Below are 12,460 nucleotides of genomic sequence, written 5' to 3' on the forward strand. Positions count from 1 at the left end.
GTTCTCGTGGAACGAGCACCATCTACTTGCCGACCGGGAGCCCGGTGGGCTGGATGTAGCCGAGTTTCCAGGCGAGCAGCATGCAGAGGAACAAAAACACCGACAGGCCGATCCGAAAGGTGAGGGCGCGCGCCATGCCGCCGCTCTTGGCGCGCCCGTCGCGCCCGTCCTTCAGCATGAAGTACAGGGCGAACGCGAGGCTCGCGAAGATGCCCACGAACACCAGGGCGACGAAATATTTCATGACCCGCATTATCGGCCGCAGGCCCCGCCCCATCCAGTGACTCCTGAACCCTTGTACCCCGAAGAACGGCGCCGCCCCGGCCGTTTCTGGGTGATCACCCTTGCTGCCGTGTTGACGCTGGCGGCCACTGTCTCGCTCGGCCGCTGGCAGCTGTCGCGTGCGGCCCAGAAGGAGGCGCTCCAGGCCAGCATCGACGCGCAGAAGCTCAAGCCGCCGCTCACCCAGGCCGAATTCCTGGCCATGGACCGGGCCACCGACGCGCTGCACCGCCCCTTGCGCCTGCGCGGCCTCTGGCTGACACCGCAGACCGTGTACCTCGACAACCGCCAGATGCACGGCACGCCTGGCTTCTATGTGTTGACACCCTTTGCACTCGAAGGCACCGAACAGACGGTGATGGTGCAGCGCGGCTGGATCCAGCGCAATTTCGTCGACCGCACGCAACTGGGCGCGGTCGAGACGCCCGCGGGCATCGTGGAGGTCACGGGCCTGATCGAGGCGCCGCCGAGCCATCTGCTGGAACTGGGCACTTCCGCGACCGCCCCGGCGGCTGGTGCTTCGGCGCCCGCCGCAGCGGCCTCTGCGCCGCTCGCCCCGACACCGGCCGTCGAAGGGTATTCGCCCATCCGGCAAAATCTCGACCTGGAGGCCTTCCGCGCCGAGACCAAGCAGCCGTTGCGCACCGATGTGTCGCTGCAGCAGACCGGTGCGGCCTCCGAGGGCCTGCAGCGCGACTGGCCGGCCCCGGCGCTGGGCCTGGAGAGGCACTACGGTTACGCATTCCAGTGGTTCGGCCTGTCGGCCCTCGTCGTCATCCTCTATGCCTGGTTCCAATTCATCGCACCCTTCCTCCGCTCAAGGCGCCGCGCCCGCAATGGCCGCTTCTGACGAGCCGCTGGGCCTGACGGTGCATTCGATGCCGTCGCCCAACCAGGCGCTCGACGGGGCCGAGGGCCGGCGCACGATCGTCGGGCGCTGGAAGATGATCGCCGTGATGCTGATGTGCGCGGCGCCGGTCATTGCCTCGTACTTCACCTATTACGTGATCCGGCCCGAAGGCCGCAGCGTGTACGGCGAACTGATTGATCCGCAGCACGAGTTGCCGAAGCTGACGGCCTTCGACCGCAACGGCGCACCGGTCGATTTCGCCACGCTCAAGGGCCAATGGCTGCTGGTGGCCGTGGCCGACGCGGCCTGCAATTCGCTGTGCGAGCAGCAGCTGTACCTGCAGCGCCAGTTGCGTGAAAGCCTGGGCCGCGAGAAGGATCGCATGGACCGCGTCTGGCTCGTGAGCGACGCCGCCGCCGTGCCCGACCGGCTGGACAACGGCCTGCGCGGTGCGACCGTGCTGCGCGTGCCGGCGGACCAGATCGCCAAATGGCTGGCACCGGTGTCGGGCCACACCCTGGCCGAGCACCTCTACGTGGTCGACCCGATGGGCAACTGGATGATGCGTTTCCCCGCCCGCATGGACGCGGCCGGCGCCAGCCGCGCCAAGCGCGACATCGACCGCCTGCTGCGCGCCTCCGCGTCGTGGGACGAACCGGGCCGCTGAGACCGAGCGCATGGACACGAGCTCGCTCTACGATCTGACGCCCATCGCCTGGCTCATGGCCGCCGGCGTGCTGATCGCGCTCGGCCCGCTGGTGTGGGTGTGGCGCCGCAATGCCGGCGCCGGCCCGGCGCGGCGGCTGCATGCGCTGACCGTGCTCACGCTGTTCCTCACCTTCGACCTCACGCTGTTCGGCGCCTTCACACGCCTCACCGATTCGGGGCTCGGCTGTCCCGACTGGCCCGGCTGCTACGGCAACGCCAGCCCGGCCGGCGCGCGCCATGAAATCGCGATGGCGCAGGCGGCCCAGCCGACCGGCCCCGTCACGCACGGCAAGGCCTGGGTCGAGATGGTTCACCGCTACCTGGCGACGGGTGTCGGCGTGTTGATCCTCACGCTCGCGGGGGCCACGTGGATCGTGCGGCGCCGCCAGCGCCGCGCGCCGCCACCGTCTTCTTCGAAGGAGGGCGATCACCACCACGCCACGCTCAGCGCATGGTGGCCGGCCTTCACACTGGTCTGGGTCTGCCTGCAGGGCGCCTTCGGCGCGCTCACGGTGACGTGGAAGCTGTTTCCGGCGATCGTCACGCTGCACCTGCTGGGCGCGGTCGTGCTGCTGGCCTTGCTGTGCATCCAGGCCGTGCACTACCGCCAGGCCGCCGCGCAGCGGCTGCCGACGCCTGTGTCGCCGGCGCTGCGCAACGGCCTCGTCATGACCACGCTGCTGCTGGTGCTGCAGATTGCGCTCGGCGGCTGGGTCAGCACCAACTACGCGGTGCTGGCGTGCACCCAGTTCCCGACCTGCCAGGACAGCTGGTGGCCGGCGATGAACTTCGCGCAGGGCTTCGAGATCTGGCGCCACCTGGGCGTGACCGGCGAGGGCCAGCCGCTCGATTTCTCGGCGCTCACCGCCATTCACTACGTGCACCGGCTGATGGCCTATGCGGTGTTCGTCGCGCTCGGCGTGCTCGCGTGGCGCCTGCGCCGCATCGACACGCTGCGTCCGCAGGCGCACTGGCTTGCCGGGCTGGCGCTGCTGCAGCTCGCCACGGGCCTGGGCAACGTGCTGCTCGGCTGGCCCCTGGCGGCGGCCGTGCTGCACACTGGCGGTGCCGCAGCGCTCGCTGTGGTGCTGACCTGGGCGCTGTGCGAAAGCCGCCGCGAGGCCCTGTCCAGCGTCCACGGCGCATCCACCGCGGCCGTGCGCGCCGACGACAATGCACGCGCGACCCCCAACCCGAAGAAAGCCACCGCGTGAGCACCCCGATCCCCGTTCAGCACACCAGCGCCGCGAATGTGCTGCGCCAGTTCTACGCGCTGACCAAGCCGCGCGTGGTGCAGCTGATCGTGTTCTGCGCGCTGATCGGCATGGTGCTGGCCGTGCCCGGCCTGCCGAGCTGGGCAGACGTGCAGCGCGGCGTGCTGGCCTGCATCGGCATCTGGCTGGTGGCGGGCGCGGCGGCGGCGTTCAACTGCCTGGTCGAGAAGGGCATCGACGCGAAGATGAAGCGCACCGCCTGGCGGCCCACGGCGCGCGGCCAGCTCAGCGACATGCAGGCGCTGGTCTTCTCGGCGCTGTTGTGCGCCGCGGGCTCGGTGCTGCTGTGGTTCACCGTGAATCCGCTGACCATGTGGCTGACCTTCGCCACCTTCGTCGGCTACGCGGTGGTCTACACCGTGATCCTCAAGCCGCTGACGCCCCAGAACATCGTGATCGGCGGGGCGTCGGGCGCCATGCCGCCGGTGCTGGGCTGGGCCGCGATGACGGGCGACGTGGGCCCCGAGGCGCTGATTCTTTTCCTCATCATCTTCCTGTGGACCCCGCCGCACTTCTGGGCGCTGGCGCTCTACCGCGTGGAGGACTACCGCAAGGCCGGCCTGCCGATGCTGCCGGTCACGCACGGCAACGAGTTCACGCGGCTGCAGGTGCTGCTGTACACCTTCATCCTGTTCGCGGCCTGCCTGATGCCCTTCATCTACGGCATGAGCGGCTGGCTGTACCTGGCGGTCGCGGTGGCGGTGAGCATCGGCTTCACCGGCTACGCGTTCGCGCTGTGGCGCAACTACTCGGACGCCCTGGCGCGCAAGACCTTCCGGTTTTCGCTGATCCACCTGAGCGTGCTGTTCCTGGCGCTGCTCGTCGACCACTACCTTCGTTGAATACCCTCTCCATGAACAAGCGCCAAGCCCTCAAGTCGATCGCCACCGCCGCCGGCTGGGTGGGGGCGAGCGCGGCGCTGGGCCTGGGGCTGTCGGCCTGCAGCGGCGAGACCAAGCAGAACTTCAATGCCGTGGACATCACCGGCGCGGACTACGCCCGCGACTTCTCGCTGAAGGACGCCGACGGCAAGGTCCGCACCATGGCCGACTTCAAGGGCAAGGTGGTCGTGCTGTTCTTCGGCTACGCGCAATGCCCCGACGTGTGCCCGACCACCATGACCGAGATGGCGCAAGTCAAGCAGCAGCTCGGCAAGGACGGCGACAAGCTGCAGGTGCTGTTCCTCACGGTCGACCCTGCGCGCGACACGCCCGAGGTGCTCAAGGCCTACATGGGCGCGTTCGATCCTGGCTTCGTTGCGCTGATTCCCACCGCCGACGAACTGGCCGCCGTCGCCAAGGACTTCAAGGTCTACTACAAGAAGGTCGACGGCAAGACGCCGACGAGCTACTCGATGGACCACTCTGCCGCAAGCTATGTCTATGACACGCAGGGCCGCCTGCGGCTCTATGCGCGCTACGGCGCGGGTGTGGCGCCGATGGTGGCGGACCTGAAGACGCTGCTTGCCTCCTGAGATGGCGTCGACGTCGCCCGTGCCTCTGGCCGGCTCGGTCGCGCACCTGAAAGAGCGCAAGGGCGCCTTCCGCATTGCCCTGATTCCGCCCGAGGTGCTGCGCGCCCTCAACGACGGCTTGCTCGAAACCGTCAACCTCAACGAATTCATGGCGCTGGAGCTGCCCCAGCTGGCGCGCAGCGTGGCGGGACACATCGGCCTCGATGCGAAGAGCGAACGGCTGGTCGATACGCTGTCCATGTTGAGTGCCTTCAAGCCGATGCAGCGCCACGGGCACATCGCACGTGCGCTGTACGACCTGGCGGCGCTGCACGGCGAGCGCGATGCGGTGGCGCACCGGCTGGCCACGCATGAAAGCGACGTTGCGCGCTGCTGGGCCGCGCAGTGGGTCACGCTGTCCGGCTTGGCGCTGCCGGCGCAGCTGGAGGCGGTGCGCCGCTTTGCAGCGGATCCGCATTTCGGCGTGCGCGAAATTGCCTGGATGGCGGTGCGCGACGCGGTCATCGCGTCGCTGGACGAAGCGCTGGGGTTGCTGCAGCCCTGGGTGTTCGACACCGACCCCTACCTCCGCCGTTTCGCGAGCGAGCTCACGCGCCCGCGCGGCGTGTGGTGCGCGCAGATCGAGGCGCTCAAGACCGAGCCGTGGCGCGCCTTGCCACTGCTCGAGCCGCTGCGCGCCGACCCCAGCCGCTATGTGCAGAACTCGGTGGCGAACTGGCTCAACGACGCGAGCAAGAGCCAGGGCGAGTGGGTCGACACGCTGTGCGCGCGATGGCTGGCCGAGTCGAACGTGCCCGAGACGCGCTACATCGCCAAGCGCGCGATGCGCACGCTCTCCAAATGAAAAAGCCCGGCGCTGCCGGGCTTTGTTCGAGGGGAAGTTCGGTTTACGCGTAGTCCGCGAGCGCCTTCTTCATCTTCTTCATCGCGGCGACTTCGATCTGGCGGATGCGCTCGGCGCTCACGCCGTACACCGCGGCCAGCTCGTGCAGCGTCATGCCGCCCGAACCGTCGTCGTTCACCTTGAGCCAGCGCTCTTCCACGATTCGGCGGCTGCGGTCGTCCAGCGCCTCGAGCGCGGTGGCGATGCCGTCGCTCGACAGGCGGTCGCGCTGCTGCGATTCGAGCAGTGCCGTCGGTTCCTGCGTGGCGTCGGCCAGGTAGGCGATGGGGCCGAAGCCTTCGTCGCCGTCGTCGGACGGGCCCGGATCGAGCATGACGTCGCCGCCCGACAGGCGGGTTTCCATCTCGAGCACTTCTTCAGGCTTGACGTTGAGCCGGGTCGCCATTTGCGACACCTCTTCGGGGCTCAGCGTTTCGCGGTGCGTGCCGTTGTCGGCCGCGGCCGAGTCGGCCTTGAAGCTTTGCTTCATCGAGCGCAGGTTGAAGAACAGCTTGCGCTGGGCCTTGGTCGTCGCGACCTTGACCATGCGCCAGTTCTTCAGGATGTACTCGTGGATCTCGGCCTTGATCCAGTGCATGGCGTAGCTCACGAGCCGCACGCCCTGGTCGGGGTCGAAGCGCTTCACGGCCTTCATCAGGCCGACGTTGCCTTCCTGGATCAGGTCGCCGTGTGGCAGACCGTAGCCCAGGTACTGGCGGGAAATGGAAACCACGAGGCGCAGGTGCGACAGCACGAGCGCGCCGGCGGATTCGAGGTCGTTCTGGTCGCGCAACTTGCGTGCGAAGCCCTGCTCTTCTTCGAGCGTGAGCAGCGGCAGGCGGTTGGCGGCCGAAATGTAGGCATCCAGGTTGCCCAGCGGGGGAACCATCGACCATGGATTGGCGACGGCCAGCTGGTTGGCAGAGACTCCAGACAGCGTTGTCATCAGGGAAACTCCTTTGTGTTGGCCATATTAGCACTCGGTTAGAGGGAGTGCTAAGCCCGGGGTTCCCTTGAATGGCTATCGCGGGAATAGTCTTTGGCTACCAGCGTATGCCCAGCTTTAGAAAAAGCCTGGACAGTACGAACAGCGGGCCGACCCACAGATATTGGATGTCTTCGAAGAACGAAGGTTTCTTGCCTTCTATCTTGTGGCCCACGAACTGGAAGACCCACGCCACCACAAAGATAGCGGCTGAAATCGGCAATACAAGTCCGCCCATCGCATGCACCAGCCCCAGCGCCAGCGCAGTCAGCAGCAACATGGTCAGCAGGAAGGCAGGCGCGCGCAGCAGCGCGTAGTAGACGAGGCTGGCCGCCACGAAGCCGTACGCCACCCAGGGATGCACCGCGAACAGCAGGCCCACGATGCTCAGCATGATGGCCGGAATGGCCATGAAGTGGATCAGTTCGTTGGTCGGGTTGCGGTGGCTCTCTTCGTAGTGCGTGAGCAGCCGGTCGACCTTGCGGTCGCTCGAGGCCAGCGGGGCGGCGGCGGTGGGGGTCATTCGAAGTCTCCGTGGGCGCCGTGCGATGCGGCGGGGCTCTCATGGTGCCGACAGAAAAGGCCGATGGCAAGCGCACAGGCCATGTGAAATTGCTATCAATAAAGTAGCATTAAGAACTACAGCCACGCGCGCTCCCATGACTTTTTGCACTGTCACCAAAAGGTTACGCCGCTAAGATCGTCGCGTGTCACCCATCGACTCTGCACCCGCGCCCGATTCACCTGCCGCGCAGGCCGGCCCGCCCGCCCACGCTCCCACGGCGATCCTCGTCGTGGACGATCACGACCTGCTGCGCCTGGGCGTGTGCGCGCTGGTGCAGGCGCAGGCCGCCTCGTCGGGCGCGACCATCGAGGTGTTCGAGGCCGCCAACGCCGCCGACGCGCTGGCGCTGTACGAAACCCACCAGGCCTCCATCGGCCTCGTGCTGCTCGACCTGGCGCTGCCCGACACCCACGGCCTGAGCGGCCTGGCCGAGTTCCGCCGGCGCTTTCCGTCCGCGCGCATCGTGGTGCTCTCGGGCACCGGCAACAGCGCGCTGGCGCAGGGCGTGCTCGCGCTGGGGGCCGCTGCCTTCCTGCCGAAGTCGGCCGACCTGAAAGAGGTGGTGAGCTTCATTCGTGCCTGCGGCCTGCTGGACCCCGGCGCGGCCGAACTGCCGCCGCCCGCGGTGCCCAAGTCGCTCGCCGGCTACGCCGAGTTCGCCCATGCCAGCGCCTGGCAGGAACTCACGCCGCGCCAGATGCAGGTGCTGCAATGGGTGCTCGAAGGCAAGGCCAACAAGGAAATCGCGCAGCTCGCGAACCTGAGCGAGGGCACCGTGAAGAACCACGTCTCGACCATCCTGCTGCTGTTCGGCATGCGCTCGCGCGCCCAGTTGATCAGCACGCTGCACTGACTTGAACGTGCCGACCCAGGCGTCCAGCGATCCGCTCGCCGGCCACACGCTCGCCCAGCGGGTGCTGCGCGAGAACATCGCCTCGGTCTACAGCACCTACATCGCCTCGACGCTGACGCACATCGCCTTCGTGCTGGTGTTCGGCGCCATCATCTATTCGCAGCTGAAAGACCCGAGCCTGCTGTTCTGGGCGGGCACGCTGCTGGCGGCCGACCTGTACGTGCTGTTCACCCCGCGCTGGACGCCCGAGCGGCCTGCGGGTGAAAGCGCTTACTGGGCGCGCAAGATCTCGCGCATGGTCACGCTGGTGAGCATGGTCACGGCCGTGGTGCCCTGGCTCATCGTGCCGCACGACAACCTGCCCATGACCTCGCTGCTGCTGGCCGTGATCGTGGGCAGCTGCGCGCGCGCGGCCCAGTCGCTCTGGCCTCTGAAGCCGGCGCTGTTCGGCTACACGATGCCGATGTCGATGGGCATGATCACCGCGCTGGCCTGGCAGGGCGACGGCCTGCACCTGTTCCTGGCGGCGGCCGGCGCGGCCTACCTGCTGCTGACCCTGCACGCGGGTGTGGGCCAGCACAAGCTGCTGACCGAGTCGCTCATGCTGCGCTTCGAGAACGAGGCGCTTGCCGCGCGCCTGGGCGAGCAGATTGCCGCCACCGAACGAGCCAGCGAGGAAAAGACCCGCTTCCTCGGTACCGCCAGCCACGACTTGCGCCAGCCGCTGCACGCCATTGCACTGTTCGGCGCCGCGCTGGAAAACGAGCTGCGCGATCGCCCCGAGGGCCGCAACGCCGCCCGCCTGATGCGCGCCGTGAACGCGCTGGGCGCCTCGCTCGACACCATGCTCGACATCTCGCGCCTGGACGCCGGCGTGATCACGCCGGCCCCCCAGCCGGTGCAGCTCGACGCGCTGTTCCTGCCGCTCAACCACACCTTCGCCGCGCGTGCCGAGCACCAGCAGCTGCAGCTGCGCGTGCGCGCCAGCGGCCTGTGGGTGCGCAGCGACCCGCAACTGCTGCACCGCATGCTGTCCAACCTGATGGACAACGCGCTGAAGTACACCGCCCGCGGCGGCGTGACCGTCACGGCGCGCGATCGCGGCGACGCCGTGTGGATCGAGGTGCGCGACAGCGGCATCGGCATTGCGCCCGAGCAATCGAGCCGGATCTTCGAGGAGTTCTATCAGGTCGACAACCCGGGCCGCGACCGTTCGAGGGGGCTGGGCATCGGGTTGTCGATCGTGCAGCGGTTGTCGCGCCTGCTCGGCCATCCGGTGCAGATGCACTCGCGGCCCGGGCGCGGCACGTTCTTTCGTGTGGTGGTTCCGGCCGTCGGTGCCCCGGTCGGCGCCTTGAGCGCCGTTGCAGCGGCGCCGTCGGCGTTGCGCCGGGCCTCGCTGCCCGCGCTGCCCGCACGTGTGCTGCTGCTGGACGACGAACTGGAAATCCGCGAGGCCATGATGGGCCTGCTGCGTTCCCATGCCGTCGACGCGCACGCCGTGGCCGMCGAGGAGGCGGCGGCCGACGCCCTGCGGCGCGCCGCCGCCGAGGGCCGGCCCTTCGAGCTGCTGCTGTGCGACTACCGCCTTGCCGACGGCGCCGACGGGCTCGACGCCGGCCTGCGCCTGAGCCAGGGCGCCGCGGGCGAGGGTGGCGGCGCTGCGACGCCGCTGCTGCTCATTACCGGCGAGACCTCGCCGGACCGGCTGATGCGCGTGCGCGAATCGCGCGTGCCGGTGCTGTTCAAGCCGGTGGCCGCCGAGTCGCTGCTGCGCGCCATGGTGGAGGCCGTGCCTTCCGCCTGAAATCGACCGCGGCACATCGATTTTCTCAATTTGAAGATATTGGTATTCCTTTGGATGCCAATGCAATCTTTAGCCGACCGATGTCGTGACTTTCGGCACTGGCCGGCTGCGAGGCCAACCTTTACCTTCGAGTTTGCTCCCGGTTTGCCCGGGCGCGCCATGCAACCGGGCTCGCCCCCGCGTTGCCTCAAAACAATCGGAATGGAGGTTTCTCTCAATGAAGTTCAAGCTCGCGGCGGTCGCCGCTGCAGTGGCTGCCACCCTCGCGCTCGCGGCGTGCGGCGGCGGCGGTGGCGACAACGGCGCCTCGTTCGCGCCCATCGGCAACATCGTCGTGCCGCCGCCTCCCGCACCCCCTCCGCCGGCGGAGCCACCAGCGCCCGCACCGGCACCGGCACCCGCCACGAGGACCTTCATGTACGAGCAACTGCCGTACCCCGCCGACACCGCCGGCTTCCTGAACGACCTCAACACCGAAGGCGCGAAGGGGTTCATGTTCCTGAGCCCGCTGGGTTCGGGCGCGTCCGTGGGCCATGTCTATGTGAAGAACGGCGACGCCACCTATGTGTACGAGCTGAAGGCCCCTCCGGCGGATGCCAGCGCCTTCCTGTCGCAGGCCAACGAGGCGGGCAGCCGGGGCTTTCGCTGGGTCGGCGCAATGGGCGTCGGCGGCACGACCACGGTGATGATGTACCGCAAGGACAGCGACGTCGACGCCACCTACACCTACCGCACCGACGCCTCGGCCACCGACAAGGACGCCTTCCTGGCGCAGGTCAACGCACAGGGTGCGGCGGGCTACTTCAACACGGCACCAGGCTACGTTTTCGGCGGTGCCAACACCGCGGTGTTCGAGAAGAGCTCGGCCGGCGGCGCCACCTACGCCTACGAACTGGGCGACACCGCTGCAGACACCAGCGGGGCGCTGGCGCAGTTCGAGGAGAAGGGCGCGCGTGGCTTCCGCTACCGCTTCCCCTACATCTTCGGCGGCTTCACGGGCAGCGTCTTCGTGAAGGACCTGTCGCAGTCCAGCACCTTCAACTACCAGGCGCTGACCGAGGAAGCCACGCTGGACGCAGAGATCGCCCAATCCAATGCCGTGGGCGCGAACGGCTACGGTTTCGTCGGCCCGCTGAACGTGGGCACCGAGCTGCGCAACTACTACTACAAGCCCAACAACTGCACGGGCATCCTGCTGTGCAAGCCGACGAACCCGTTCGGCCTCTGACGACAAGCTTGTGAGGAGCGGACGGCTTGCCGTCCGCCAGGAAGAAGGCTCGATAGACCGGGAAACCTGGGTGGACCGAGCCGGAGAGGGCAGGGAGACAGGGAGAGAAGAAAAGAAGAAAAAAGAAAACGGCCCCAGCGCAAGCGGGGGCCGTTTTTTTTACGTTCGCTGCCGGGGCGGTATCAGCCCAGCAGGGCCTGCGCGAACTCGCGCGCGTTGAAGGTTTCCAGGTCTTCCAGCTTCTCGCCCACGCCGATGAAGTACACGGGAATCGGCCGCTCGCGCGCAATGGCGCACAGCACGCCGCCCTTGGCCGTGCCGTCGAGCTTGGTCACGATCAGGCCGGTGAGGCCCAGCGTCTCGTCGAAGGCCTTGACCTGCGCGAGCGCGTTCTGGCCGGTGTTGCCGTCGATCACCAGCAGCACCTCGTGCGGCGCCGTGGCGTCCGCCTTGGTGACCACGCGCTTGATCTTCTTGAGCTCGTCCATCAGGTGCAGCTGCGTGGGCAGGCGGCCGGCCGTGTCGACCAGCACCACGTCCTTGCCGCGCGCCTTGCCGGCGTTCACCGCATCGAAGCTCACGGCCGACGGGTCGCCGCCCTCGTTGCTCACGATCTCCACCGTGTTGCGGTCGGCCCAGACCAGCAGCTGCTCGCGCGCCGCCGCCCGGAAGGTGTCGGCCGCGGCCAGCAGCACCGAGGCGCCTTCGTTGGCCAGGTGCTTGGTGAGCTTGCCGATGGAGGTGGTCTTGCCCGCGCCGTTGACGCCGGCCACCATGATCACGGTGGGCGTGAACTGGCCGATGACCAGGGGCTTTTCGAGCGGCCGGAGCAGGTCGGCCACGGCCTCTGCCAGCAGCACCTTGACCTGCGAAGCGTCTGTGGCCATCTGGCGTTTGACGCGCCCGCGCAGGTCCTCGAGCAGGAACTCGGTGGCCTTGACGCCGGTGTCGGCCATCAGCAGCGCGGATTCGAGCTCTTCATAGAGCGCGTCGTCGATCTGCGCGTTGACGAACACGGCCTGGATGCCGCTGCCGGTCTTGCGCAGGCCGGTCTTGAGCTTGTCGAACCAACCCTTGCGCTCGGTGGCGACGACGGGGGTGGGGACAGGCGTGGGGACGGGTGCCGGCGCAGGTGGCGGGGCTGGCGGGGGGGCGGGGGCCGGTGCGGGCGGCGCAACGAACACGGGGGGCGCGGCCGGTGCCACCACAACGACCGGTGCTGCCACCACCGGCGGCGCGGCCGCTGGGAAAGGGACGGGCGCCGGTGCGAAGGACGACGGTGCAGGCGCCGGCACAGGGACCGCGGCAGGAGGAGGCGGCGGCGGCGGGAGGGGCGCAGGCGGTGGCGGCGCAACCGGTGGCGCAGCAGGCGTTTCTTCCACCGCCGGCTTCGCGCCGAACCAGCTCGACGGCGAGAACACCGAGCGAGCGGGCGCCGGCGCTGGCGCGGCCTCCGGGGCAGGCGCAGGTGCGGGCGTGGCCGGCGCGGTGGACGCGGGCGTGTCGGGGGTTTCGGCGGGCGGTTTTTTCTTGAAGAAACTGAACATCAGG

The 12,460-nt window shown here is 68.3% G+C and carries 13 protein-coding genes; 9 read left to right on the plus strand and 4 right to left on the minus strand.

All coding sequences use genetic code 11. The annotated features are described in order from the left end of the window. Window positions 1–22 precede the first annotated feature (22 nt). Complete coding sequence (locus AC1DJH_RS19260) at window positions 23–253, minus strand: twin transmembrane helix small protein (protein WP_435437006.1); 231 nt, start codon at window positions 251–253, stop codon at window positions 23–25. A gap of 27 nt (window positions 254–280) precedes the next feature. On the opposite strand from AC1DJH_RS19260, the gene AC1DJH_RS19265 reads away from it, so the two are divergent. The 6 genes from AC1DJH_RS19265 to AC1DJH_RS19290 are packed head-to-tail and all read left to right on the plus strand — an operon-like array spanning window position 281 to window position 5,432. Then, window positions 281–1,132: an SURF1 family protein gene (locus AC1DJH_RS19265; protein ID WP_478186777.1), complete on the plus strand. Its 852-nt coding sequence runs from the start codon at window positions 281–283 to the stop codon at window positions 1,130–1,132. Then, entirely contained in the window at window positions 1,119–1,799 is a 681-nt protein-coding gene (locus AC1DJH_RS19270) for an SCO family protein (RefSeq protein WP_478186778.1), read from the plus strand. The genes AC1DJH_RS19265 and AC1DJH_RS19270 overlap by 14 nt, the downstream gene beginning before the upstream one ends. A gap of 10 nt (window positions 1,800–1,809) precedes the next feature. Then, entirely contained in the window at window positions 1,810–3,054 is a 1,245-nt protein-coding gene (locus AC1DJH_RS19275; protein WP_478186779.1) for a COX15/CtaA family protein, read from the plus strand. Further along, window positions 3,051–3,956: a heme o synthase gene (cyoE, locus tag AC1DJH_RS19280; protein WP_478186780.1), complete on the plus strand. Its 906-nt coding sequence runs from the start codon at window positions 3,051–3,053 to the stop codon at window positions 3,954–3,956. The genes AC1DJH_RS19275 and cyoE overlap by 4 nt, the downstream gene beginning before the upstream one ends. Window positions 3,957–3,967: 11 nt before the next feature. Next, entirely contained in the window at window positions 3,968–4,588 is a 621-nt protein-coding gene (locus AC1DJH_RS19285; protein WP_435485066.1) for an SCO family protein, read from the plus strand. Further along, complete coding sequence (locus tag AC1DJH_RS19290) at window positions 4,578–5,432, plus strand: DNA alkylation repair protein (RefSeq protein ID WP_478186781.1); 855 nt, start codon at window positions 4,578–4,580, stop codon at window positions 5,430–5,432. The genes AC1DJH_RS19285 and AC1DJH_RS19290 overlap by 11 nt, the downstream gene beginning before the upstream one ends. Window positions 5,433–5,475: 43 nt before the next feature. Here AC1DJH_RS19290 and rpoH read toward each other — a convergent pair whose 3' ends face one another. Then, complete coding sequence (gene rpoH, locus AC1DJH_RS19295; protein ID WP_472124144.1) at window positions 5,476–6,417, minus strand: RNA polymerase sigma factor RpoH; 942 nt, start codon at window positions 6,415–6,417, stop codon at window positions 5,476–5,478. A 97-nt stretch (window positions 6,418–6,514) separates the two neighbouring features. Beyond that, complete coding sequence (locus AC1DJH_RS19300) at window positions 6,515–6,979, minus strand: Mpo1 family 2-hydroxy fatty acid dioxygenase (RefSeq protein ID WP_478186782.1); 465 nt, start codon at window positions 6,977–6,979, stop codon at window positions 6,515–6,517. A 184-nt stretch (window positions 6,980–7,163) separates the two neighbouring features. Here AC1DJH_RS19300 and AC1DJH_RS19305 point away from each other — a divergent pair, with 184 nt between their 5' ends. The 3 genes from AC1DJH_RS19305 (at window position 7,164) to AC1DJH_RS19315 (ending at window position 10,909) form a co-directional block, all read left to right on the plus strand. Further along, a complete protein-coding gene (locus AC1DJH_RS19305; protein ID WP_478186783.1) occupies window positions 7,164–7,874 on the plus strand; it encodes a response regulator in 711 nt (236 codons plus the stop codon). Between the two features lie 7 nt (window positions 7,875–7,881). Further along, window positions 7,882–9,681: an ATP-binding response regulator gene (locus AC1DJH_RS19310; RefSeq protein ID WP_478186813.1), complete on the plus strand. Its 1,800-nt coding sequence runs from the start codon at window positions 7,882–7,884 to the stop codon at window positions 9,679–9,681. A gap of 217 nt (window positions 9,682–9,898) precedes the next feature. Continuing rightward, a complete protein-coding gene (locus AC1DJH_RS19315) occupies window positions 9,899–10,909 on the plus strand; it encodes a hypothetical protein (RefSeq protein ID WP_478186784.1) in 1,011 nt (336 codons plus the stop codon). 182 nt (window positions 10,910–11,091) lie between these two features. On the opposite strand, the gene ftsY is transcribed toward AC1DJH_RS19315, so the two are convergent. Then, window positions 11,092–12,456: a signal recognition particle-docking protein FtsY gene (ftsY, locus tag AC1DJH_RS19320; RefSeq protein ID WP_478186785.1), complete on the minus strand. Its 1,365-nt coding sequence runs from the start codon at window positions 12,454–12,456 to the stop codon at window positions 11,092–11,094. Window positions 12,457–12,460: the final 4 nt, after the last annotated feature.

The sequence above is a fragment of the Variovorax sp. 10N412 genome (assembly GCF_056394985.1).

Bases quoted from the DNA above. Each gene is read 5' to 3' on its own strand.
- rpoH (WP_472124144.1), bottom strand. From the start codon at position 6,417: ATGACAACGCTGTCTGGAGTCTCTGCCAACCAGCTGGCCGTCGCCAAT.
- AC1DJH_RS19260 (WP_435437006.1), bottom strand. From the start codon at position 253: ATGCGGGTCATGAAATATTTCGTCGCCCTGGTGTTCGTGGGCATCTTC.
- AC1DJH_RS19270 (WP_478186778.1), top strand. From the start codon at position 1,119: ATGGCCGCTTCTGACGAGCCGCTGGGCCTGACGGTGCATTCGATGCCG.
- AC1DJH_RS19275 (WP_478186779.1), top strand. From the start codon at position 1,810: ATGGACACGAGCTCGCTCTACGATCTGACGCCCATCGCCTGGCTCATG.
- ftsY (WP_478186785.1), bottom strand. From the start codon at position 12,456: ATGTTCAGTTTCTTCAAGAAAAAACCGCCCGCCGAAACCCCCGACACG.
- AC1DJH_RS19315 (WP_478186784.1), top strand. From the start codon at position 9,899: ATGAAGTTCAAGCTCGCGGCGGTCGCCGCTGCAGTGGCTGCCACCCTC.
- AC1DJH_RS19300 (WP_478186782.1), bottom strand. From the start codon at position 6,979: ATGACCCCCACCGCCGCCGCCCCGCTGGCCTCGAGCGACCGCAAGGTC.
- AC1DJH_RS19285 (WP_435485066.1), top strand. From the start codon at position 3,968: ATGAACAAGCGCCAAGCCCTCAAGTCGATCGCCACCGCCGCCGGCTGG.